We start from the raw sequence: 25323 nt of genomic DNA on the forward strand, positions 1-25323 counted from the left end.
AGGATGTATTACCATAGCATAAGTTTTAATTTGTGTGAATTATTAATTAACTCACTAAACTAAATTATGCTTCTTCCAAAGTTCACAACCAAAGAAAAGTCGGCTTCAAATAAGCACTTCATTTATTTTATAATATTTGCGTCTTTTCTATTTCCTTTTTCACAGGGTTATGCACAATACACCCAAAAATCGGGAACCGATTCAGACACTCCTTTACATTTATTAAAACCGAAGTATGATGTTCCATACGGGGTTCCAGAAAAGCAAGATGTGCTTAATTCATTAGAAAAAGTATATAATTATTTAAATGAAACTACTCCTGCGGAAATAGTGGATGCAACTACCAAGGAAGTAGTTGTTATAAAAGACTTTTCCAAGCATGATAAAATTGCTTTCAAGCAAGGAGATTTTAGATTAATTAGTTACGAATGGGGGGTAACCTATGCTGGAATGCTTTTAGCAGGAACTGTTACAGGTGACAAAAAATTTAGCGATTATACGATGGATAGAATACAATTCTTGTCGGAAATATATCCATCCATGGTGGCTCGAGATAAGGAAAATCCAGATGCATTAAACCCAATAAAGTCTGTAATACATCCGCATGCCTTAGATGATGCTGGAGCTATTTGTGCCGCTATGATTAAAGCAAAAGGGCAAGGATTCTCAGGAGAATTAGATGGAATGATTAATAACTATATTGATTATATAAGTAATAAACAATATAGATTAAAAGATGGAACCCTAGCTAGAAATAGACCTATGAAGAATTCCTTATGGTTAGACGATCTTTTTATGAGCGTACCTGCGCTAGCGCAAATGGGAAAGTATACCAAAGACAATAAGTATTATGATGATGCGGTAAAACAGGTATTACAGTTTTCTGAGCGAATGTTTGATACCGAAAAGAATTTATACATGCATGCATGGATTGAGAGTATGGAAGAGCATCCAAAATTTCATTGGGGGAGAGCAAATGGTTGGGCAATTATGACAATGGTGGAATTACTTGAAGTGCTTCCAGAGGATTATAAAGGTAGAAAAGAAGTATTAAAACTCTTACAAAATCATATTAAAGGTTTGGCAAGCTATCAATCTGCTACTGGTTTATGGCATCAATTAATAGATAAAAGTGACTCATTTTTAGAGACTTCTGCAACCGCTATTTTTACGTACGCCATAGCTCGTTCCATAAATAAAGGATATGTAGATGCAAAAGCTTATGGACCTGTTGTTTGTTTGGCTTGGAATGCTATTAGTACAAAAATAAATAATAAAGGACAGGTAGAAGGAACTTGTGTAGGAACTGGAATGGGCTTTGACCCAGCGTATTATTATTACAGACCTGTAAATGTATATGCAGCTCATGGTTATGGTCCTGTATTGCTAGCAGGAGCAGAAATGATTTCTTTATTGGAGAATAATTATCCTAAAATGAATGATAGTGCCGTAATGTTCTACTCGCATCCAATTACAACTGATGCTCCTATTTTTAAAGAAGAATAAAAAATTAAGATATGAAAGTCCAGTTAAAGACAACACTAGCTTTATTTTGCCTAACAGTTTTTTTGTTTGTTAGTAGTTTATCAGCACAAATAGGAAGACGTTTTCCTTCAGAAAAAAAAGTGATTAAAGATTCTGTAACTGGTACGGAATTAACTTTTTTGACTAGTCAGCCTCATGGGGATTCTAAAATATACCCAACCCATAATCAATGGACTTCAGATGGGGAATGGGTTATTTTTAGATCTCATCGAGTAGAAGGAGAAGCAATGGCTGTAAATGAAAAATCTGGGGAAATTGTTCAGGTAACTGAGGGAGGATATTCTGGGATGTTAAATGTAGCTCGTAATAGTATGAAGTTATATTTTATGAGGAAAGTATCTGAAAGTAAAGAGGTTGAAATTGTGGTAGTTAATTTAGAAAAGCTTTTTGACGACAGTTCAAACAGAAATTTAAAATCGGCTGATGCCTATCAAAAAGTATGTGGTGTTACTCCAGGAGAATTGGGCGCTGGTGGGGATATGGCTTTAGATGCTGATGAAGAATGGGCTTGGTTTCGGGTAGGAAAAGAAGCTGCACAAAAACATTTAGCTAAAGGAATAAAGATTGAAGAAGATTTTGGCCCGAGAAATATGGGAGCAGGTCCTGGCGGAATTGCTGGGATGAATCTTAATACAGGGGAAATAAAATATGTTACTTCGGTTCCGTTTCAAGTAGGGCACATCCAAACCAACCCTTGGGTTTCTGGTCAAATTATATTTTGTTGGGAAACTGGCGGGAAATCTCCACAAAGAACGTGGATAGTAAATGCTGACGGAAGTGGTTTGAGACCGCTTTACCCTGAGTCAAAATATGAGTGGGTAACCCATGAGGCGGTTATAACACCCAATGAAGTTGCATTTGCTATTATGGGACATCGACAAATTCCAGAGTCTACCGTTAAAGTATCTGCGGGAACGGATGTTAAGGGAGCCAATCCTGGTCAAGATTCAGAGTGGGGACCTTCTGGAACAAGAGAAAAACCTACAGGACTTGGAATTGTAAATATAAATACTAGAGAAATGACTATTGTAGGGCAAACCCCTTCAGGGAGTGGTTTATGGCATGTGCATGGATCTCCAGATGGACGTTTTGCCGTTGGAGATGATTTTTCAAGAAGTATTTATTTAATTAATAGGAAGACCCGAGAAATGATGTTGTTATCCACGGGGCATAAACAAACAGCTGCCGATCATCCGCACCCTACTTTTAGCCCTGATGGTACTAAAATAGAAATTCAATCGGCTATGCTTTCTAAAGATGGCAGAAGCTTAAATATTTGTATTATTCCTGTGCCTAAAAAGTGGCTTTAAAAATGTATAATTTCTAATTACCAATTAAACCCGAAATATGCATTAGACAATCTATTACAGCTTTAAAGTGCTTCAAAATCAGTCACGCTGTTTCTGTTTTCGATCTCACCATAGCGGTGCTATGGCTCCATCTCCAAACCGCCTGATTTTCTTCCACTTTAAACCTTCACTACGAATTCTAATGCATAATCCGGGTTAAATTAAGAGTTACTTTTTGATCTCTGTTACAGGTAATTGTTATGTCTTTTTCATTAAAATGTAGTTCCGCTACTTGAATGCTACTTCTGCGGGTTTCATAACTGTCTTTTCCTTTATTTGAAGGAACTCTTCCTGGATGCGTAAAATAGAAAATATAGGCTTTACCATTATCAATAACCACATCAGGATGCCCACCTTTTACTTGGTCATCAATACCTTTTCCTGGTTCTTTTAAAATGTTATGTTCCTGTTTGTTCCAATTGGTAAGATCGGTAGAATTATAAACAGATAAGCCATCCCAGCTATCACATATCATCCAGTACAATTCTTTCCATTTAAATACTACAGGCCCTTCACCGCGTTCTTTTACCGCTTTTTTACTTGGGTTAGGCCATTGGTTTAAGTTATCACTATCAGTATAATATATAGATTTTCCATCGTTTTCATTGTTGTAAAATAGTCGCCAATTCCCATTCGGAAGTTTTATTATATCTGCATCAATTACTCTTTCTGAAGCTAGTTTTAACTCCATTACAAAATCCCAATTTATTAAATCGCTACTTGTTAAATGAATAATTTTTCGTTCGTGATACCAATCAGAAAAAATACCGGGAACATAAGTTAAAAACATATGATATATTCCCTTGTTTTCTATTACCTCTGGAGCCCAATAGGAATATTGGTCAGTAGGTTGATAGTCTATTGTACATATCCCTTTGTAACTCCAAGTTGATCCATTATTGGATGAGGTTGCAATGCCTATTTCTGTTCCATGTACCCAACTAACATTATCTAAGCTATCAATATTTGCCCTTCTATTGGTGTAAAACATATACCACAACTGCTCTTTTTTATTCCAAATAACGCAAGGATCTGCAGCCCCATTATGTATTGGGTCTCTATATAAAGGCTTATCTGCAACATGAGAATTTTCATGTTGCGCATTTAATAGGTTGGAAAGACCTATAAAAACCACTAAGATTATAATTTTCATTTAAAACATTTTTTGAAGTCCTTCCCATTTTACATCCCAATTTCCATCTTTTGGGAATCCTGGATTTTTAACGGTATTTCCATCCCATCCAGCACACATAAGGGCAACAGCTGTAAGTACGCCACCATTTCCTGGAAGATATAAAGTTAAGCGTTCGTCCTGAAAATTATGCCCATTTGGAAGGTAGGTATTGGTACGAATATCCATAAGTAAGGCTTCAACTGCTTTTTCTGGCATATGTAAGCGTGTTGCAGTCATAGCTGTCATTGGGAAATCCCAACCCCAAGTATCTTCCCAAGTCCAATCTGTCCAAACAAGATTAAACGTATTCTTCATAATGTCGAGATCGACTTTTTTAGTTAAAGGAAGCATGCCTAAAGTTCCTAAAACTGATGGATGGTCTGTTTTAAAAACGGGATTTGTGTAAGAATCTTGGGCGCTTTCTGTAGCTAGATATACATCATTTAAAATAGGTAAATCTGATAAATTATTCATTACCTCAATCCACTTTTTAGGAGGAGTTTCTCCCAGTCTTTGTTTCCATTCAATAGCCGTTTTTAACCCCCAATACCAATAATTAAGTTCGTAAGTTGGATTATAGGTTTCGGTTGCCTTAAAACGTTCTTGTGCGGCAATCACACCTGGTCCTAGTTCATATCTATTTTTTTCTTCGTTATAATTTGCAAAAGAAGCCATAAAATCGGCAGTTGCATATACATTGTCTTTGTAGGTATTTAGAATGTCTTTTGAAGGATTTTCTTGATAAAAGAGTTCGGCAAAAGTTATGTAATGGGGTTGTTGCCAAATAAGAAAAGAACCTACAGATGACGGACTTTCATTTCCATAAGGATCTGTCATTTTTTGCCATCTCAGTCCATCAAAACCTTGTCTTTTGGCTATCTCAAATGCTTTTCCACTGGCTTTATCATACCATTGCATAGCGTTTTTTAGTAAATCACTTCGGTTCCATAACGCAAAATGGACACCATGCCACCAATGCATTTCAAGATGTGGTTTTCCATACCAACTATTATAAGTAAGTCCAGTTTCTTGAGGAGGTTGATTGGAGGTACATTGCAATTTGGTTAAATATTGAGAGAGAACCACACGTCGCTCAATTTCAAATGCTCTAGGATCTGTACACGATGAAAAGTCAATAGCACCACCACTTAGCCAAAAATCTTTCCAATTTTCTTCACTATTAGTTACCGCTTTATCAAAGTTAGAAATATTTTGATTTTTATTTTCAGGGGTAAATTTACAAGTGAAAGAAAAATTGTTTTCAGTAGGAGAAATAATAAAATAATGCTCTTCTTTTTCAGTAATGCTAGCCGATTTTTCTTTCCATTGAAAATAGGTATGGTAGGTTAAAGAATCCATTTTATGAGTTACCAAAGCCTTTTTTGGATTAATAGATTTTAAGGTACTTGTATAATTCTCAGAACCATTCCAATTTACGCCAGTATCTTTCCAGTTATTTGAAGGATATGGAATACGATATCTAATTTTAAGTTGTCCTTTATTAATTAAGTCGGATGTTACTTTTACGGCAATTAGATCTTCATCATGATGAGAAAGGGTTTCAACCTTAACAGGCACACCTTCAACAGAAAAACTACTGGTAATGATTCCGGTCCATAAATTTAACTCCTGATTCATATCCGTAAGATCTTTCGGACTGATTAGCTCTCCATTCTTCTTAGTAATTTCAAAACCAATATTTCCAAGCTGGATACGATGCGGGTTTTCTCTAAACCAATTAACTGCATCGTTATTTCGTTTTGGAGTTTTTATCTGTACGGAATACGAAACTTTACGTCCATATTGGTCATAGTCTTTAAGCGTTTCTTCAAAAGTGTAGGAATTCGGGTTTTTATTGGAGTCCCATCCCCATTCGGATTGTGTTCCTAATGCAATGCCTCCTTGATAATAGTCTGGAAATGTTTGAAGTCCAGTTATATCTGTAGTAAAAGCAAACTTTCCGTTTCCTACAGTGAGAGAAGCCAAAGTATCAACCGAAGTTACAACAACGTTATGGCGAGTAACCAGTGCTTTTCTATCTATTTTTTGAGCAAATCCCTGATGAATTATACTAATAAATAAAAGAAAAATGTAAAGCTTAATGGTGGAAGTAGTTTTCATAATAATTATTTTAAGAGAGTAATACTCATAATGCCGATAACAACATCATTAGCAATGGTTTTTAATTCTATGTTTTTTAATTCTTTAGTTGCGTCTAACGGAAGGTCTAAAATAGTGGCAGCACCACCATCTATAGCAAAGTTGGTAAATCCTTTAATAGATGTATAATCTTTAAAATCAAGAAAGATTTCTCCTGTTTTTAGATGAACACGAGGTGGTTTTGACGCTTTAGTAGTAAAAGCAAAATTATCGGTATAATAATCTTGTTCTATAGGCCACCAATTTTCAGGGTTTTTAAGGGGTAAGTTTGTATGAGTCCCATCTTTATAATGAACTATAATTTCTCCATTTGTAATATTACTTTGCATTGGATTAGTAGTTCCAGCCATTAGAAGGTATAGGTGTTTGGCTTTCCCAGAAAGTTTTATTTGTATCTTTTCAGGGAAATTATCCCATTGGGAAGTAAATACAATATCATTGGCGTTTTTTGGAGCTATTTTAAAAGGAATGTTATTATAAATAATATTTCCATTGTTTGCTGCCGCTTTTTGCTTAATTCCTGTAGCATCTATTTCTGGAGCAATAAAAGGGTAGCACCAATTTCCAATGCCTTGTGTAGGAAGTTGTAGGGTAGGAGATGTAGGACGAGGTTCCATATATTCTTGTTTAAATATATTAGTTACCTTACTGTTAAAGCTTCTACCTATATCTATAGTTTCAAAACTGCTGTTAGCTGCTGCTTTTACTTTCCAATTTTGAAAAGTGCCAACTTTGTAGCGTTTATTTTTTTTAGATGAAACGTGTAATAAATTAGAACCAGGAATTAAAGCATTTTCTTCAATGTTAAGAGTAGAATTCTTTTTATTTAGAACACCTTTCTTAGTATTGTTTATCCAATATTGAAGAGATTCTTGCTGAGGATTTTTTCTTTTTAAGGTAATTTGTGAGCCCTTATCTAGCGTTACAACCTTAGCCAATTTAATGGCTGGAATCAATTTTACATCTATGGGCTGCCACCATGTAAAAGCTCCTTGCTTTAGTTGAAGGAAAAAGGTTTTAGCTCCAAGAGATTCATTAAAATTACCCGAAAAATCATGTTTATTAAGATATTGGTTTCTAAAAACTAATTGTGGATCGTATATTTTTTTGAATTGAACTGTTTTATTTAACAGTTTAAAAGTATCGTTAGGGGTATAATTTACTGGAAATTGAACTTTCTCAATTTTAGTTCCTTTCCATGTAATATCTATTTTATAATCAGTTCTATAAATATCAGTAATTATAATTTTTGGTTTTACAATTGCCGTAGTATCAACGTACCAAGAGATTACTTTTTCATCATTAATCTTGATTTGTTCAATAGCTTCTCTCTCCGCATTTACTATTAATTTCAGTTTCATTTTCTTGGGAAAGGAAGGAGAGATATGGTAAATACTTTTATTATTTTTTGAAGAGAACGAATATTGGATGTCTGGAAGTTTAATACTAGCATTATCCCAACTTTCAGGAAATCCAGGTTGAAGAGTTAAGGTGTCCGAAATAGCATTAGGCTTTATTCCGTAGAGTCCTTCTACAAGACTTCTAGCAGCCATTCCAATTGGGTCGGCAAAATCTCTGTAGAGTTCCCCCCGCATGGCATCGTAGAAAGATAATTGTTGAAATCCTCCTGGAGATGCCCCTAAATACATACTCTCCATAATTCCACTTTGCCACAATTTATATGCCTTTTCTGGACGTTGTCCTTGCCAATAAGCTAACGAAGTATGCAAAACTTCTGCTAATGCAACATTGTTAACAGACCAAGTGTAAGGTTGCCAATTGGTTGTAGAAATTAGTTCCAAATTATCAAAAGGTAAACCTTCTGCTTTTACTGGAATATGAGGAATTTCAGTATCAATATAGCGGAGCATTTGATAGGCTTGAAATTTATCTGCAACCCCTTCATCTATAGTGTGATAAATACTCCAAACCCCTGGACTATCATGTGTTAATTGGTTTCCTAATAAATCTTTGTACTCTGAAAAAACACCCTTTTTTGGAATCCAAAGCTCATTATTTAAAGCCTTTTTTATTTGATTACTTTCTTGGGTGTAATTATCTTTATTAGAACTTGTGATATTATTTTTTTTGGCAATTGCACCAGCAAGTTTATTAGCACTGTAATTATATGCAGAAGAATAACTTACCGATCCTCCACTATATTGGAGGGCATCGCTAGCCCAAATGGTTGCATAAGCATCGTAGAGATGGTTGTTGTCTGAATCAAAATTTCTTTTTTCCCAAGCTAAATGTCGCTCAATGGCAGGCCATAACTCTTTAATCAGCGCATCGTCTCCCGTCCATAAATAATGACGGAACAACTGATTAAAAAACACCGAATTCATATCATAATGATGTGCAATGGTATTATTGTTGGGCCGTCTACTAATATATCCACTACTAAACATGGCTGTGCCAATTTCTTCTTTTTGTCTAGCAAAATTTCTTGTTGTATCTGGTACAACAGGTCCTGTTGGAGGATCGATTACTTGCGAGTTTACATAACTTGTAAAATGAGATTCGGCTCTATCATGCCATCCTAAGGGGTTGGCTACATAAGCACCGCGCCATGCATTTAAATGCATTCGCCATGCAATAGATCCGTGTAAAAAAGCGGGACTTTCCCAAATAGCATCTGCAGCGGTTGCCAATGCTCCCCCAATTGTATTGATGTATGGATTAGGAGTTTGTACCGTTAAAATTTGAGCTGTTTTATTAACTTTTTCAATCCCTGCTTTAAAATCGGATTCCAATGATGCTTCTATTGCTAATGCATCAGAATTTTCAAACTTCCAATAGAGCGGTTGTTTTAAGGAGTTTACTTTTCCTATTATTACTGGAAAAGAATCTTTTTCAGATTGATATACAGCTAATGGATTTTCTTGATTGGAGGCAGATGCTATTTTAATTTCTGAAGTAGGAAAAACCCCAGACATTGTTCTGTTATTTCCTGTTTTCTCTTTATTATTTTCTGAACCGTATTTTACTATAAACGAATTATTAGTAACCGAATATTGATTATTGATGCAATATTTTGGTTGAAGATAAAAAACAGACTCTGGATCGGCTCCTATATCTCCATCTCGATGAAACTTTTTACCACTAGCACCTCCATATACCCAAATAAGTTTGACGGTTTCTGGTATATCTATAGAAGTTGCTTGGAGCATAAACCCTTCACTTTTTGCTAAAGCAACTACTTTAAGGTGTATGCTTCCCTGTTTTAATAAAGAATCCGAAATTTGATAATTCATAATTCCTGGGGTATAAACAGTAGTTATACTATCACATTCGGTTAACCATTTACTTGAGCCATCTTGAGTAATAATTCCTAGTTTAAAATTACCTCCCATTCCAGGCATATACATTGCAAATTCTGGTAAATCTCCAGTTTCTACTCTAAATCCTGTATTTGTACCGTATAAAGCTCTGTTGAATTTTCGCTCCCCATTTTGTAATTTAAAACCTTTTTCAAAGGGGAGGTAATGTACTTTTCGAATGCTATCATGCCAATATTGAGAATTTTGGGCATTCAAAAATGAAACTAAAATAACGGTAAATAAAAATGTTATGCAGATTCTAAATAGGGTCATGCTTTAAGGAGTGTTAAAATGAATTCCTTCTGTATTATTCAGGGTTATTTCTGATTTGTCTTCAGTTTTTATAGAAACATTTTCTAAATTCCAGTCTTTACTGTATGAAATTCCTCCAGCAGTTTTAGCTTCTATATGAACATCATTTAAAGAGATATTTTCAATAATTGAATTCTCTAATCCTTTTACGTTCATGGCTTTTTCTGCTCCTTTAACATCAATATTACTTAATGAAATATTTTTAAATGTAGGGATACCCTTAGATGCTGGAACCTCTTTAAGGAGTTTTTTCCAGTGTATTGGAATACTGTCTATATCATACCCTTCAGGAAGTTTTGAATAGCTATAACTAGGATTCCAGTTCATGGAAATTTTCACAAATGTTTTCACACTATCCATCTGAATATTTTGCAAGGAGATATCCTCAACCGTTCCGCCACGGGTAAGAGCCGATTTTATATTTAAACCATTGCTAGTTCCTAAACCTTTAATATTAGAAACATACACATGTCTAATACTTCCAGCAGTCTCACTTCCTAGGGTGAATAATCCAGCACCTTTTCTTGCAATACAATTCCTTATAACTACATATTCGGTAGGTCTATTTACACGTTGTCCATCCCAATCGCGACCTGCTTTTAAACAAAAATTATCATCATTACAATCGATATCACAATTTTGTATTAACACCCATTTAGAAGAATCAATATCAATGCCATCTGTGCTGGGACCGTGTCCGCCAATATTATTTTTTATAATGAGCCCGTCTACAGTTATTTTTTCAGAATAGAGGACGTGTACTGTCCAAAAACCAGCTTTTTGTATGTTTAAATCTTTTAAGGCAATATTCTTTGAATCGGAAATCAAGATGGTTCGAGGACGCTTAGCATCGTAATCTACAATCCATCGTAATCCTTTTGGTTCGTATTCATTTTTTCGTAAATCCCAATAATAATCCCAAAACACTTTTCCTTGTCCGTCAATTAAACCTTCCCCATCTATAATTACATTTTCTTGATTGGAAACATTGATAAGAGCTGCTGGCCATTTCATTTCAATTCCAGCAACACGGGTGTCAATTTCTTTATAATCATTAATATCTTGACTCCCTAAAATGGTTACATTTTTACCAATTTTAAAATGAATATTTTTTTTAATGAATATTGAACCAGATAAATAAGTTCCTGGTTTAAACGCTATCGTACCGCCACCATTTTCTGCACATTTATCAATAGCTTTTTGAATAGCTTCTGTATTGATGGTTTTGCCATCGCCAATTCCACCAAAATCATTTACAAAATATACGGTATCCTTGATAATAGCATTTTCTGCACCAACTTTATCAATCCAAGCAGGAGTGTCTTGTTGTGGGGTGTTTTCTGACTTGTTTTTACAGGATAAACATATGCTAAATAAGCATAGTATGAAGCATCCACGTCTAATTTTTAGAAACACAGTAGAATGATTATTTGGCTGTTCCAGATGACCATTAAAAAGCAATAAAAATAGATATTTGGAAAAAGTGGTGATTTGGTAAATAGGTTTCATTTTTTTAATTTCTTAGATACCGTAAGTTTCTAAAATATCATGAAAAGTGCATCCTGTACATCCATGTATGAAAAAAGTGACTGTCTATAAAGCAATTTGTAGTTATCAAAATAAGCCTGTCAAAATTTTTAAATAACTAACATTCAAAAGATTCTTTGACCTACTCAGGATGATATTTAGAATTTAGATGCTTTATGGAGAGTCACTTACATTTTTTTAAATTGTATGTTTTTTCTGATAGTACTTGCTGAATAAAATATATAAAATCCCACAGCAGAGCCATGTTGGTAAGGTGACAAAGGATAAGAAAATATCAAATTTTACAGAAATAAAATAGAATACCCCAAAGCTTATTAGCCAAGCCCATAATACGGCATAATTAAATGAGATATTTGTTTTTTCAGCAAAGAAAGAGCTAATGCCACTTTTTTCAGCAAAGAAATGGTCAAAAACAATAATGGCACCAATAGGAGCAAGAATAAATCCGTACAGCGCTACAAAATCTAATAATTTCATTGCAAAAGCAGGAAAAAGACCAGCAATTGTAGCAATGGAACCCGCTAAAATAGTAACCCAAAAAGTAGAAGCTTTTGGGATTATGGCTTGAAAGGCCAAACCTGCTCTATAAATTGTAGGATTGGCTGTTGTCCAGCCCGCTAATATAACTGCAATAATCCCGAAAACACCAATGGCATTATAAGCTAAGGGACCGGGAGCTACTGTTGGAGCTTGACCTCCTGCTAAAAAAGCCTGTGCTTCTGGAGATTTTAAATATACTGCATACAATAAAGCAGCAGAGATCCAAGCTATATAATGACCAATGTATATTCCTCCAGCAGTTGTCCATCCAATAGATGGTTTTTTTGCGAATCTAAAAACAGAGAGATCGGACATTCCAATATGCATGGCTGCATTAGCAAACCACGACCATAAGAAAACATGCCAAAAAGTATATTTTATTTGTCCTGGAAAAGGTTCACTTCCTTCACCCCATAGATTCCAAAAATCTGAAAAACTATGTACATTAAGTTGAGATAGCGCTACGATTCCGCAAACTATAAAAGCGAGTACAATTATAGGCGACATATAGTTTGCAGCTTTGGCTACCGTATTGTAACCTTTGGCAGCAATTAAAGAAATAATGGCACCTAAAATCAATACAATAACAACCCAAGTAATGCTATTAGGCATTGTATCTGTTAATTTGGGCATTTCCATATCAAAAGGAATTCCTACAGCAGTAGCAGAAACGGTAATCATGGCTCCAGCTAGAAAACAAAATAAAATTCCGTTTGCCAAATTGTAAACCGTCACTAATTTTTTACCACATATTTTTTCCAAATGAAAATAAAGAGTATATCTAAATTTAGTCCCTATTTCTGCTGTTAAAAATCGCCAGCTCAATACCGCCATTAAATTCCCTAATAAAAGACCTACAATAAGGTCAAAAGCGCTTACTCCAGTGGTAAGAAATAAAGGACCAATTACAAATTCGGTTCCTGCGGCGTGTTCCCCAGCATACATTCCTAAAAAACTTTTCCATCCTTTAAGTTTTGATTCTGGAACACGTTGTCTTTCATATTCTCCTCCTGCAATTTGCTCTATATCATCTTCAATGCTGTATTGTGTCATAATTTGGTTTTAGTGGTTAATTAAATGTTTAGGTAAATCGGCTATTTTTTCACAACACAATTGATCCATTACTTGTTTTAATTGAACTTTTAGCATGGAAATTGTATGGTCGCCACCTTGGTTACCCAATGCTGCAGCCCCATACATAAAAGATCTTCCCATGAAGGTAAATTTGGCACCGCTTGCTAAACTTCTAGCAATATCAGGCCCCGAACGGAGTCCGCTATCCATCATTACTTCAATCTGATTTCCGTATTTTTCTGCAATGTTTGTAAGAGGTTTGATGGTAGATTCTCCAGCATCCAATTGTCTCCCTCCATGATTGGAAACAATAACACCATCAAAACCTAATCGAATAGCTTCTTGAGTATCCTCTTCAGAAGCAACTCCTTTTAAAACCAATTTTCCTTTCCATTGATCGCGGATTGGTTTTATACGTTCTTCGTTAAGTCTCCCAGAAAAAGTTTCATCCATAAACTTCCCTAATTGTTTTAAATTAAGTCCGTTTGGCATATAGGGTTTTATATTTTCAAAATTTGGTTGTCCATGTTTTAAAGTTTCAAGAGCCCAACTTGGTTTTCCTAGAATTTGCAAGATATTTTGTAAACTCATTTTTGGAGGTAGCGCTAGCCCATTCCTAAAATCTCGTGGGCGGTAACCAAAAGTAGGAACATCACATAATAATACTAAAACTGGGCATTGAGCATCTCCAGCTCTTTTTATAATATCTTTTCGGATGTAATCGTCAACTGGATTATAAAGTTGAAACCATGCGTTTCCCTCGGTGAGTTCACTTGCTCGTTCTATATTGCAAGTGGTTACTGTACTTAAAATAAAGGGAATATTATGGTTAAAAGCCGCTTTTGCTAAAATTTCAGGCGAATTTGGCCACATGAGTCCCTGTAAACCTACTGGAGCAATACCAAAAGGAGCATCGTATTCCTTACCAAATAAGGTGGTTTTTATAGAGCTATCGTTATAGTTTTTAAGGTATCTAGGCTCTAACTGAACCTCTCTAATCTCAGCAGTGTTTCGTTGGATATTAACATCTTCATTGCAACCGCCATCCAAATATTCAAAAGCAAACCTTGGAATTCTTTGTTGTGCTTTCTTCCTTAAATCATCAACCGAAGGATATTTATAGTTAAAGTTTAATGCCATAACTTGTTACTTTATAATTAGCGGAACATGTTTTTTTAATGAATAGTTCTTTTTAAGGAACTTAGAATTAAGCTGGGTGTCAGAAATACTAATAGCAGCGCCCAAGGCAGACCCTAAGGATGCATCGGTAGTACGTAATTCCATGTTTCTAAGATAGTGAGATAATAATTTAATATATACATCATTATCACTAAACCCGCCATCTACATACAATTTTGTTATTTGGTCATCTCCTTTGGCAGTTTCTATACTTTGCACCTGAAGCTTAACAAGCTCAATCATTAAATGATGATAAGCATCTTCAAAAGTATTGTATGGAAGTTCTGTGGCTGTTAGTTCGATATCATTTTTAATACTTTCCCATTTAAAAAGGTGCTCAAATTCTTTAGTTATTTCATAATAAGCATCTTCATCAAACTGAACAGTTTTATGATAATCTTCTGAAACCTGATATATTTCTGATAATTTTTTTACCTGAATTTTATATTCATTTCCCAGAAATAATCGAGAGGCTTTAACTTGTTTACCATTAATTCTCATATAGTTAATACAATTATTTGTAACCTCAACGGTGGTTAGCTCAGAAGAAGTAAATGGATTTAAAGCGATACTCCAAGTACCAGTAGATACCAAAACAAAAGGTTCTGTTAAACTCCTTACATACGGTAAAAGAGCAGCAGAACTATCGTGAATTCCAACACCAATTTTAATACGTTTTCCGTTGTAATTCATATTAATACTCGTTTCTGTGGAAACGATAGGGGGTAAAATTTTATGAATTTCTTCTTTATATACCCATTGATGATAATCTTTTTTATTGTAATCCCATAAAGCAGTATGGCAACCAATACTTGTATATTCACTCAAAGGAATTCCCGTAAAAATATAGCTGAGGTATTGTGGCAGATGCAATGAAAATTTTATTTTTTTAAACACCTCTGGTTTGGTATGTTTTAGCCAATACAACTGCATTCCTGAGTTTAAAAGACCTTCTTTAGAAGAGCCTGTTTGCCGTGTGAACTCCAATTCAGGACCGTATTTTTTATAAAATGAATTGATTAAATCTTCTTCAATCGGTTTTGTATAATTGTACAAGGGGGTGAGTGCTTCTCCATTTTCATCTAAATGAACAAAACTGGCTCCATAGGAAGAAAAATTGATAGCTTTAACATCAAACTCTTCCGCCTCTAAAATTCTATGAAATAATTTTTTTAACCAATTCTGAAGTTTTCCCAAGTTTTCGGTAGGATAACCATCTTCATCTTCAATAGATTCAAAACGAGCATATTCGCGATATACCTCTTGAAAATCTTCATCGAAGAGAAAGAATTTTTTATTAGTTTTTCCAATATCAAAAACAGCAGTAACTTTCCTTTTCATGTTTCAATCGTTATAGTCCAGTTGCAACCGTATTTTTTCCTCTTTCTTTTATCAATTGTTCTCTTATGGAAAGCAATCTATATGCTTTTAAAGGATCTAAAGCTCCTTGTTGTTGCAGTCTAGCTTGTTTTACAAGCGGACGTACATCTGTTAAATAAGCGTTTTGAAGAATTTCCTGACATAAACTTACATCGTGATTTTCCTGTGCTTGTTTAAGTTTGGTTTGATCTACCAATAAGGCTTTGGCATATGTTATTTGAATGGTTTCTAATGATTGAATAAGGTCCTCTAAAGGGTCCTTTAGATTATGACTAGCGTCAATCATCCAAGAAAGTTCTGGATTTTGCGGATTGTTTTCCATTCCGTAAACCAATTCATTAAAAATTAAGAAAAGCGCATAAGGTTTTATAGAGCCCACTGTAATATCATCATCGCCATATTTACTATCATTAAAATGAAAACCACCTAGCTTTCCTTTAAGCATAAGTGTAGAAACAATTTGCTCGATGTTAGTATTTGGTAAATGATGTCCAAGGTCTACAAGTGTAAAAGCTTTTTCACCACATTCATTAGCAAGCATAAAGGAAGTCCCCCAGTCCTGAATAACAGTGCTGTAAAAATAAGGTTCGTAGGGTTTGTACTCTATAAAAAGCTTCCAATCGTTGGGTAACGATTTATAGATGTCTTTTAAACTGTTTTGGGTATGTGAAAGTGCCGTTTGAAAATTGCTTTGACCAGGAAAAGAACTCCCATCTGCTAACCAAACAGTAATACTTTTAGAACCTAATTTTTCTCCAATATTAATAACTTCTTTATTATGAGCTATAGCTTGGTCTCTTACCGCTTGACTTGTATTGCTAAGCGATCCAAATTTATAAGACTCTTTTGCATTGGGTTGATCTTGAAAAGTATTGGAATTAACAGCATCAAATTTTATATCGAGGCTATTTGCTAATTCTTTAATTGCGTTATAATCCTTTGGAATGTCCCATGGAATATGTAATGAAACTGCTCCAGCACTTTTGGTAAGGCTATGAATTACTCCAATATCTTCTAGTTTTTGTTCTAGTGAAGAAGGCTCTCCATGGTAAGAAAATCTTCCAAACCTGGTACCTCCAGCTCCTAGAGCCCAACTTGGAATTGCTATTTGAAAATTGGCTAATTTATTTACAATTTGATCTACTTGAATATTTTGCCTCGAAAGAGAAGAAGCTAAGTTATCAAATTGATCTTTATGAATAGATATATCGTCTTTATTGGTATTTAGTTGGTCTGGGTTTAAGATCATAAGTTTAGATTATTTTAGGTTGTAAAACCAAAGTGAATTTAAAAATAAATCTCCATAGGTTGGTAAAAACCTATGGGAGATTTACTTAAGCTAACTAACAACTATTACATTTATCTAACAAATGCATTTGCCATTCCACCATCTACATTTATAATGTTTCCGGTAGATTTATCCAAAATAGCAACGAATGAAAATACTCCGTTAGCAATATCTTCTGGATAAATTATTTCGTTTAATAAGTTTCTTTTTGCATAATGAGCAGGAAGTTCGTCTACAGAGATTCCATAGGCTTTAGCTCTTCCTTCCGCCCATTCTCCTTCCCAGATTTTGCTCCCTACAATAACACCATCTGGATTTACAGTATTTACTCGTATTTTAGCCTCTCCAAGTTCTGCTGCTAAAAGTCGAGTCATATGTTGTTGTGCGGCTTTGGCAGTTCCATAGCCAACATTATTAGGGCCAGCTACCAGTCCATTTTTACTTGCAATATTTACAATATCACCGCCGAGCCCTTGTTTTTTTAATATAGCTACTCCTTGTTGCGCCATTAAAAATTGACCTTTTACCAATATATTTTGTAGTAAATCCCAATCTTTTAATTCGGTATCTTCAAGAGATTTAGAAATGGCTAAACCAGCAGAATGAACAATAATGTCAACCCCTCCAAAGGCAAGACATGCCTTACTAAAAGCTTCTTTTATAGAATCCTCCTTAGTAACATCGCAAAGGGCAATGGCTACTTGGTCTTTTTTGTATGTTTTTTCTGCGTCTTTTAAATAGTCTTCATTAATGTCTGTAAGTACAACATTAGCACCTTCAGCAACTAATTTATCAGCAATAGATTTACCAATACCACCACCAGCGCCAGTAACAATAGCCACTTTTCTAGAAAGTGGTTGTTCAGCAGGCATCCGTTGTAGTTTTGCTTCTTCCAACAACCAATATTCAATATCAAAAGCCTCTTGTCTAGGTAAAGATGTATAGGCAGAAATGGCTTCTGCTCCTCTCATAACATTTATAGCATTTACGTAGAACTCACTTGCTACACGTGCTGTTTGTTTGTTTTTAGCAAAAGAGAACATTCCAACTCCTGGATATATAATTATAACAGGATTTGGGTCGCGCATTGCCGGACTATTATCATGCTTACACGCATTGTAATAATCGGCATATTCTTGTCGGTATTGCTCAAAAGCAGGCTGTAACTTTTTTAATATGGAATCGGTATTACTAACATCTTCCGCAGTATCCAAATTAAGTACAAGCGGTTGTATTTTAGTACGTAAGAAATGATCTGGACATGAAGTTCCCATAGGCGCTAAACGCTCTAAATCATTACTATTTATATATTCTAGAACTACATCACTATCTGTAAAATGGCCTATCATAGGTTTTTCAGAAGAACATAATCCTCTTAAAAGTGGCATTAATTCTGAAGCTTTTTCTTTTCTTTTTTCTGAAGGAAGACTTTTAATTTTTTCGCCTCCAAAAACACTTCCTTTTTCTTTTGTTTTCTGTTCTATATACGCAGAAGCTGTTTCAATAACTTCTAGGCTATTCATATAACATTCATAAGAAGTATCTCCCCAAGTAAAGAGTCCGTGACTACCTAAAACGATTCCTCGAATTCCAGGGTTTTCATTTAGACATTTTTCCAATTGGAGTCCTAAATCAAATCCTGGTCGCTGCCAAGGAACCCATCCCATAGTGTCACCCCAAATTTCTTTGGTAATTTTCTCACTATCTTCAGCTGCCGCAACCGCAATTAAGGCATCTGGATGTAAATGATCTATATGTTTAAATGGTAATAACCCATGCAAAGGCGTGTCAATAGATGGAGCTCTGCTATCCAAATCGTAAATACAATGGTTAAAAAGCCCCACCATTCTATCTTCGTCATCTAGACCTTTATATACATTTTTTAAGTTTCTTAGGCGGTTGGTGTACAGTCCTGCTATACCAGAACGTGTAAGGGTTCCAATATCTCCACCAGAACCTTTTATCCACATTACTTCAACATCCTCATTGGTTAAAGGATCTTTTTCAATGGTTTTACAGCTGGTATTTCCTCCGCCGTAATTAGTAATCCTAAGGTCTGCACCTAATATATTAGAGCGGTACAAGAAAAGGTCAACTTCTTTTCCTTTTAATGCATTAGCTTTTTTATCATCCCAAAGATAGTTTACGTACTTAAAGGTTTTGTCCATTTTTAATTCTAAATTGATTTTGATAAATCAAATGTAATTCTTAAATCATACCATTGTATCCTGTAGTGTACTGCATAGGGCAAAAAAAGAGTTTCTGATAAAAACGATTATATTGATAAAAATTATTTAATTTTACGCAATTAATCCTTTAAATAACCGCCGAAATCACAATAAATTATGAGTTCCTCCGTGGCACAACCTATTATAAATATAACCATTAACGAAACCTCTAGGGTTCCTAAATACAAACAGATTGTTGATTCTATAATTAACGATATTAGTAAAGGAAGACTCCAAGTGGGACAGAAAATTCCTTCAATAAATGAATTGAGTGAAGCTTGTTACTTATCTAGAGATACGGTAGAAAAAGCATATAAGCAATTAAAGGAAAGAAAAGTAATTGTATCTGTAAAAGGGAAGGGGTATTATACTGCTAAAACCGATCTTATATCCAAAGCAAATATCTTTTTCATGATTAATAAGCCTAGTTCTTATAAAATGATGATCTACAATTCTTTTGTAAATGCTATCGGGGTAAATGCACATGTAAACTTATTTATTTACCATTGTGAGGAGTCATTATTTGTTAAAACACTAGAAAAACATATGGGCGCTTATGATTATTATGTAATCATGCCTCATTTTAAGTTAGAAGATTTAAGTCATGTTAGCTATACCGAAATGGTATTGGATACCATCAATCAAATCCCAAAAGACAAGCTTATTATAATGGATAATGCTAAACCATTTATTCAAGGAGATTATGGGTCTGTTTTTCAAGATTTTCAAGAAGATATATACAATGCTCTTAAAGAAGGATTGGATAGGTTAAAAAAATATGATAAAATATTATTAGTATATCCTACAAAATCTGTTCATCCATATCCAAAACGAATTCTTCATGGTTTTAGACAATTTTGTGTAGAATACAATTTTGATTTTGAGATTTTAGATGAAATCTATGATGATATGGAGCTTCAGAGTAAAGATATTTATATTACAATTGAAGAAATGGATTTGGTAAATTTAGTAAGACAAATCCGTAAGAAAGGACTTGTTTTGGGGTCAGATATTGGAATTATTTCATATAATGAAACTCCACTAAAAGAATTATTAGGAATAACTGTTATTAGTACAGATTTTAAGGCAATGGGAGAAACTGCTGCCTATATGGTTCTAAAAAATAAAAAGGAAAAGGTGAAGAATGTGTTTAAATACATTGAAAGAAATTCCTTATAATAGTAGCGGTCATCATAGTACAGGATGGAGGTTATATGTAGCCTTGATATATTTAGGCAAAATATAACTCCAACCAATGCACATAAAACAAATAAGATTTTTCCTTATAATCTTAATTATTTCAAATTCTACATTTGGCCAAAACGCTAGTATTAAAGAACTACACTATTATTTTGGTACAAAAGAGTCAAATAACGCTGTATCTGTTTCTCATGCTAAGGTTTTTAAAGAAAACTACGGATTTGATTTCCAGACTTCTTCTTTTGTTAAAATGAAAAAGCATTATATGCTCGCTACAGAAACGGTTTATTTCTCAATAGCAATTCCAGATGGAAATTACAAAGTAACTATTAAATTAGGAAGTGAAACCGCCTCAACAATAAATACCATAAAAGCAGAATCTAGGAGAGCTATGGTTTGTGAGGAACAAACAAATGCAGGGGAGGTTATAAGTAAAACCTTTGCTATAGATGTTAAAAATGCTAAAATAAATAATACGGAAACTGTTAATTTGAAAGACAGGGAAAGATTAGCTTTAAATTGGGATGAAAAGTTAACTCTTGAATTTGCAAAAGGAACAGCTGTTAGAGAATTAATAATTACCAAAATAGATGCTATTAAGACACTTTTTTTGGCAGGAGATTCTACGGTAACCGATCAAGATTTATCGCCTTGGGCTTCATGGGGGCAGTTTATTACACAGTATTTTAATGATGAAATTGTGGTAGCCAATTATGCGTCTTCTGGAGCTTCATTGGCTTCTTTTAAAGGAAGAAAAAGATGGGCAAAAGTTTTATCACTTATCAAAAAAGGAGATTATGTAATGATTGAATTTGGGCATAATGATGAAAAAAGAAAAGGAGAGGGAATAGGTCCGTGGCAATCGTATTCAAATTTGCTAAAAGAATATGTGAAAGGTGCAAGAGAAAAAGGTGCAATTCCAATTTTGATAACCCCAACTCAACGCCGTTGGTTTGACAAAAATGGTAAGCTAAATGACACACATGGAGACTATCCAGCTGCTATGAGAAAAGTAGCAAAAGACCTAAATGTAGCATTGATAGATCTAACAAAAATGACTACTGTGCTCTATGAAAGTTGGGGGGATGAAATCTCTAGAAATGCATTTGTACAATATCCAGCTCAAACTTTTCCAGGACAAAATAAAGCGCTTGAAGATAATACTCATTTCAATGATTTTGGTGCGAATGAGATTGCTTTATGTGTTGTTGATGGGATAGGAAAAAACACTACTGGATTAGAGAAATATTTGAAGAAAATAAGTAATTACACTCCAGATAAACCAAATAATATAAAAAACTGGACTTTCCCAATGAGTCCGAGATTTGAAGCTATCAAACCAGATGGAAACTAACAAACCAACAAGAATGAAAAGTGTTATAGTAAGATTATTAGTAGTGGTTTGCATATTGTCTATACAGATAATATGGGGACAAGAAACGGCTAAAATATATCTGTCAGGAAAAGATTTTAAGCATCCAGTAAAATGGAAGTTTATGTGTACTGATGGAGCAAATAGTAATAAATGGACTACCATAAATGTACCTTCTCAGTGGGAATTGGAAGGCTTCGGAACGTATACCTACGGAAGATGGTATAAAGAATTAGATCAAGAAGAGCCTAGTAAAGAAGAGGGGTTTTATAAGTATGAATTTGAAGTCCCTAATCGGTATGAAAATCAACAAGTGAATATCTTTTTTGGTGGCGCTATGACCGATACTGAGGTTAAAGTAAACGGACAAATAGCTGGGGCAATTCATCAAGGAGGTTTTTATGAGTTTAGTTATGATATTTCAGACTTGTTAAAAACAGAAGGAAAAAACCTTTTAGAGGTTCATGTAAAAAAGCATTCCGAAAACGCCTCTGTAAACAATGCGGAACGAAAGGCAGATTGGTGGCTATTCGGGGGGATATACAGACCTGTTTGGCTTGAAATTAAACCGAAATCGAATATCGACCATATTGCAATAGATGCAAAAATGAATGGGAATATGACTCTTGATTTCAAAGGAACTAATATTCCTAAAAATGCCTTTGTTGAGGCTTCAATAAGCCTTGTAGGTGGAACCAATACTACTTCGTCATCACAAAAAATAGCTATAAATGCAGCTAATGCTTTATTAGAATTTCATTGGAATGAAATACAACTTTGGTCGCCAGAAACTCCCAATTTATACAGTTTAAAACTTCAATTAAAACAAGGGAATAAAGTCCTGCACGAAGTAAACCAGCGTTTTGGTTTTAGAACCATAGATTTCAGAAAAAAGGATGGGATTTATGTAAATGGAAAAAAAATAATAATGAAGGGAATCAATCGGCATACCATTTGGCCCGAATCTGGAAGAAGCACAGATAAAGAAATTAGCATTATGGATGTTAATTTGTTAAAAGATATGAATATGAATGCAGTTCGGGGACATTATCCTCCAGATGATCATTTTCTAGAGGTATGCGATTCTTTAGGATTGTTTGTCTTGGACGAACTAGCTGGTTGGCAAAATCCATATGATATAGAAACTGGAACAAAACTAATAGAAGAAACGGTTTCTAGAGATGTAAACCATCCTTCGGTTATTATTTGGGATCAAGGCAATGAAGGAGGATGGAGAGATGAGTTGGATTCAGTCTTTTATAAGCACGATCCGCAAAAGCGAATAGTTATTCATCCGTGGGCGGATTATAATGGTTGGGATACGCATCATTATCCTACATATTTAACAGGAGTGCATAGATTTGTAAGTGGAGAAAATGTGTTTTTTCCTACTGAATTTATGCATGGAACGTATGATAATGGTCACGGATCTGGACTAGAAGATTTCTGGAACCGATTTAAGGAGAGTCCGCTTTTTGCTGGTGGATTTATGTGGGCATTTTCAGACGAAGCTGTATTAAGAACAGATTGGAAAGGAGATAGAAAATACGATTCAAAGGGTTCTTTGGCTCCCGATGGAATTTTAGGGCCTCATAGAGAAAAAGAAGGAAGTTTCTACACCGTAAAAGATGTTTGGAGTCCTATTCAGTTTGATCCGCTACGGATTACATCTTCTTTTGATGGTGAGTTTTTTATATCCAACGAATATATTTATACAAATTTAAATAGCTGTACTTTAAGTTATGAGGTATTTTCTATAGATAAAGATGCTCTTTATTCAACTAAAAAAGCAACCTCCATAACTAATGGAAAAATTGAATTACCTTCTATAAAGCCAGGAGAAAAAAGAGGAGTAAGTATGGATGTAACTTCGACTTTTTTTAAAGGAGATTGGTTGGAGGTTAAAGCCCACGATCAGCATGGGAGACTTATAAATACATGGACATGGACTATTCATCAGCCAACATATTATACTCAAAAATTAATAAAAGTTGGAAGTGAAAAAAAGGCAGAAGTAGAAGAATTAAACAGTTCTGTGGTCTTAAAATCCAAAAATATCCGTGTTGAAATAGGAAAAGAAGATGGAATTATAAAAAGTATTTACCGCGGAAAAAAATTAGTTCCATTTAATAAAGGTCCTTACCCTATTGGAATGAAAGCAGAAGTAAAGCAGGTGGATACTAAAATGGAAGCCAATAACGCGGTTTGTATAGTACATTATACTGGAGGAATAGATCATATAAAGTGGACATTATTTCCTGACGGAAGGTTAAAAATGCAAATGCTAGCATTAAAAAATTCAGGGAGAAGTAGCGGTTTTGATGGTGCTTTTTACGAAGGCGATATTGATAAGTTTGGTATTACATTTTCGTACCCAGAAGATCAAGTAGAAGGGATGAAATGGTTTGGAAGAGGACCATACAGAGTTTGGAAAAATAGAATTAAAGGAACCAATTACGGTTTATGGGAAAAAGAGTATAATAATACAATTACTGGAGAGAGTTTTGAAAATTTAATTTATCCAGAATTTAAAGGGTATCATGTCAATTTAATAGCAACAACGATAGCTGCAAAAGATGATACTTTTAGGGTATTTAGCGAATCTGAAAATGTATTTTTAAGATTATTCACTCCAGATGAGCCTAAATATGCTTTGAAGGGTGCCGATGCGTACCCAGATTTTCCTTCAGGAGATATTTCCTTTATGTATGAAATTCCAGCAATGAAATCTTTTAAACCAGTTTCTCAGCATGGTCCCCATAGTCAGCCTTCTAATATTCGTATAAAAAGTGGGGACGATGGAATTTCTATGAACTTATGGTTTGATTGGATAGGGCGGGCAAAGTGAACCACCTACAGCGGATGAAAGTGAGCATAGCAAAGTAAGTGCTCAAAATCGATTCATTTGTGGTTAAATTTAGTCTTTATTTTTCATTTTTTTACGCATAGATTCTCCTTTAATATCTATTCTGTGTGCATTATGTACAAGACGGTCTAAAATGGCATCTGCGATGGTTTGTTCTCCTATAATTTCATGCCATGCTTCCACTGGTAATTGTGAAGCGATAATAATACTGTGTTCTCCGTGCCTATCTTCGATAATTTCCATAAAGGAATGCCTATTTATGGCATCTAAAGCTTTAAGTCCAAAATCATCAATAATCAGTAGGTCTTGTTTTTCTAGTTTATTGATTTGTTTTAGATAAGAGCCATCTGCTTTTGATGTTTTAAGCATGGTAAAAAGTTTATTCGTGTTATAATACATGACCTTATATCCCAATGAACACGCCTGATGACCGATAGCTGATGCCATATAGCTTTTTCCAGCACCTGTACTTCCCGTGATAAGGATATTCTGTTTTTGCTTTATAAACTCACAGCTAGCAAAGCGTTGTATTTGATTTTTATCCAGATGTCTTGAAGCATCAAAATCGATAGCTTCCATAACGGCACTGTACCTAAAACGCGCCGCTTTTGTTAACCGTTCTATTTTTCTGTTTTGACGATCATCCCATTCGCTTTGGAGCAGATATGCGATGAGTTCATCATTGGTGTAGTTTATACTTTGTGGCGATAAACTGCTGTCAAAGGCTCTGTACATACCGTATAGCCTTAGTTGTTTCATGTGTTCCAATGTCTGTTTATTCATTGTTT

The 25323-nt window shown here is 34.6% G+C and carries 15 protein-coding genes; 5 read left to right on the top strand and 10 right to left on the bottom strand.

What is annotated here, in order from left to right; all coding sequences use genetic code 11:
• Positions 1–66: 66 nt before the first annotated feature.
• Positions 67–1506, top strand: coding sequence for a glycoside hydrolase family 88/105 protein (locus tag JOOMADRAFT_RS08865; protein ID WP_008612667.1), 1440 nt, complete (start codon positions 67–69; stop codon positions 1504–1506).
• An 11-nt stretch (positions 1507–1517) separates the two neighbouring features.
• Positions 1518–2855, top strand: coding sequence for a TolB-like translocation protein (locus JOOMADRAFT_RS08870; RefSeq protein WP_008612668.1), 1338 nt, complete (start codon positions 1518–1520; stop codon positions 2853–2855).
• A 178-nt stretch (positions 2856–3033) separates the two neighbouring features.
• On the opposite strand, the gene JOOMADRAFT_RS08875 is transcribed toward JOOMADRAFT_RS08870, so the two are convergent.
• The 9 genes from JOOMADRAFT_RS08875 to JOOMADRAFT_RS08915 all read right to left on the bottom strand — a co-directional run bounded on the left by JOOMADRAFT_RS08875 (position 3034) and on the right by JOOMADRAFT_RS08915 (position 19037).
• Positions 3034–4047 (bottom strand): family 43 glycosylhydrolase, encoded by a 1014-nt coding sequence (locus JOOMADRAFT_RS08875; RefSeq protein WP_008612669.1) that lies wholly within the window; start codon positions 4045–4047, stop codon positions 3034–3036.
• Positions 4048–6189, bottom strand: coding sequence for a hypothetical protein (locus JOOMADRAFT_RS08880; RefSeq protein WP_008612670.1), 2142 nt, complete (start codon positions 6187–6189; stop codon positions 4048–4050). It lies immediately after the preceding gene.
• Between the two features lie 5 nt (positions 6190–6194).
• Positions 6195–9821 carry a DUF4450 domain-containing protein gene (locus JOOMADRAFT_RS08885; RefSeq protein ID WP_008612671.1) on the bottom strand — a complete coding sequence of 1209 codons (3627 nt, stop codon included), beginning with the start codon at positions 9819–9821 and terminating at the stop codon, positions 6195–6197.
• Positions 9822–9824: 3 nt separating this feature from the next.
• Positions 9825–11369, bottom strand: a complete 1545-nt coding sequence (locus tag JOOMADRAFT_RS08890; RefSeq protein ID WP_008612672.1) for a glycoside hydrolase family 28 protein — start codon at positions 11367–11369, stop codon at positions 9825–9827.
• A 216-nt stretch (positions 11370–11585) separates the two neighbouring features.
• Positions 11586–13001: a purine-cytosine permease family protein gene (locus JOOMADRAFT_RS08895; RefSeq protein ID WP_008612673.1), complete on the bottom strand. Its 1416-nt coding sequence runs from the start codon at positions 12999–13001 to the stop codon at positions 11586–11588.
• A 9-nt stretch (positions 13002–13010) separates the two neighbouring features.
• Positions 13011–14162, bottom strand: a complete 1152-nt coding sequence (locus tag JOOMADRAFT_RS08900; protein ID WP_008612674.1) for an alpha-hydroxy acid oxidase — start codon at positions 14160–14162, stop codon at positions 13011–13013.
• Positions 14163–14168: 6 nt separating this feature from the next.
• Positions 14169–15542, bottom strand: a complete 1374-nt coding sequence (locus tag JOOMADRAFT_RS08905) for an FGGY-family carbohydrate kinase (RefSeq protein ID WP_008612675.1) — start codon at positions 15540–15542, stop codon at positions 14169–14171.
• 10 nt (positions 15543–15552) lie between these two features.
• Positions 15553–16830 (bottom strand): sugar isomerase, encoded by a 1278-nt coding sequence (locus tag JOOMADRAFT_RS08910; protein ID WP_008612676.1) that lies wholly within the window; start codon positions 16828–16830, stop codon positions 15553–15555.
• A gap of 110 nt (positions 16831–16940) precedes the next feature.
• Positions 16941–19037, bottom strand: coding sequence for a bifunctional rhamnulose-1-phosphate aldolase/short-chain dehydrogenase (locus JOOMADRAFT_RS08915; RefSeq protein ID WP_008612677.1), 2097 nt, complete (start codon positions 19035–19037; stop codon positions 16941–16943).
• 177 nt (positions 19038–19214) lie between these two features.
• On the opposite strand from JOOMADRAFT_RS08915, the gene JOOMADRAFT_RS08920 reads away from it, so the two are divergent.
• From JOOMADRAFT_RS08920 to JOOMADRAFT_RS08930, 3 genes are all read left to right on the top strand, one after another.
• On the top strand, positions 19215–20276 hold the full coding sequence (locus tag JOOMADRAFT_RS08920) for a GntR family transcriptional regulator (protein WP_008612678.1): 1062 nt from the start codon (positions 19215–19217) through the stop codon (positions 20274–20276).
• Between the two features lie 76 nt (positions 20277–20352).
• Positions 20353–21651 (top strand): rhamnogalacturonan acetylesterase, encoded by a 1299-nt coding sequence (locus JOOMADRAFT_RS08925; protein ID WP_008612679.1) that lies wholly within the window; start codon positions 20353–20355, stop codon positions 21649–21651.
• Entirely contained in the window at positions 21641–24517 is a 2877-nt protein-coding gene (locus JOOMADRAFT_RS08930; protein ID WP_245547662.1) for a glycoside hydrolase family 2 protein, read from the top strand. The genes JOOMADRAFT_RS08925 and JOOMADRAFT_RS08930 overlap by 11 nt, the downstream gene beginning before the upstream one ends.
• Positions 24518–24586: 69 nt before the next feature.
• Here JOOMADRAFT_RS08930 and istB read toward each other — a convergent pair whose 3' ends face one another.
• The gene (gene istB, locus JOOMADRAFT_RS08935) at positions 24587–25318 is read right to left on the bottom strand and encodes an IS21-like element helper ATPase IstB (protein WP_008612681.1); all 732 of its coding nucleotides are present in this window, start codon (positions 25316–25318) and stop codon (positions 24587–24589) included.
• Positions 25319–25323 lie beyond the last annotated feature (5 nt).

This window comes from Galbibacter orientalis DSM 19592 (genome assembly GCF_000260115.1).
In the GTDB taxonomy this organism is placed as follows: domain Bacteria; phylum Bacteroidota; class Bacteroidia; order Flavobacteriales; family Flavobacteriaceae; genus Galbibacter; species Galbibacter orientalis.

Coding starts and splice junctions, on each gene's coding strand:
- JOOMADRAFT_RS08865 (WP_008612667.1), top strand. CDS start 67: ATGCTTCTTCCAAAGTTCACAACCAAAGAAAAGTCGGCTTCAAATAAG.
- istB (WP_008612681.1), bottom strand. CDS start 25,318: ATGAATAAACAGACATTGGAACACATGAAACAACTAAGGCTATACGGT.
- JOOMADRAFT_RS08905 (WP_008612675.1), bottom strand. CDS start 15,542: ATGAAAAGGAAAGTTACTGCTGTTTTTGATATTGGAAAAACTAATAAA.
- JOOMADRAFT_RS08890 (WP_008612672.1), bottom strand. CDS start 11,369: ATGAAACCTATTTACCAAATCACCACTTTTTCCAAATATCTATTTTTA.
- JOOMADRAFT_RS08930 (WP_245547662.1), top strand. CDS start 21,641: ATGGAAACTAACAAACCAACAAGAATGAAAAGTGTTATAGTAAGATTA.
- JOOMADRAFT_RS08925 (WP_008612679.1), top strand. CDS start 20,353: ATGCACATAAAACAAATAAGATTTTTCCTTATAATCTTAATTATTTCA.
- JOOMADRAFT_RS08895 (WP_008612673.1), bottom strand. CDS start 13,001: ATGACACAATACAGCATTGAAGATGATATAGAGCAAATTGCAGGAGGA.
- JOOMADRAFT_RS08880 (WP_008612670.1), bottom strand. CDS start 6,189: ATGAAAACTACTTCCACCATTAAGCTTTACATTTTTCTTTTATTTATT.
- JOOMADRAFT_RS08915 (WP_008612677.1), bottom strand. CDS start 19,037: ATGGACAAAACCTTTAAGTACGTAAACTATCTTTGGGATGATAAAAAA.
- JOOMADRAFT_RS08875 (WP_008612669.1), bottom strand. CDS start 4,047: ATGAAAATTATAATCTTAGTGGTTTTTATAGGTCTTTCCAACCTATTA.
- JOOMADRAFT_RS08900 (WP_008612674.1), bottom strand. CDS start 14,162: ATGGCATTAAACTTTAACTATAAATATCCTTCGGTTGATGATTTAAGG.
- JOOMADRAFT_RS08910 (WP_008612676.1), bottom strand. CDS start 16,830: ATGATCTTAAACCCAGACCAACTAAATACCAATAAAGACGATATATCT.
- JOOMADRAFT_RS08920 (WP_008612678.1), top strand. CDS start 19,215: ATGAGTTCCTCCGTGGCACAACCTATTATAAATATAACCATTAACGAA.
- JOOMADRAFT_RS08885 (WP_008612671.1), bottom strand. CDS start 9,821: ATGACCCTATTTAGAATCTGCATAACATTTTTATTTACCGTTATTTTA.
- JOOMADRAFT_RS08870 (WP_008612668.1), top strand. CDS start 1,518: ATGAAAGTCCAGTTAAAGACAACACTAGCTTTATTTTGCCTAACAGTT.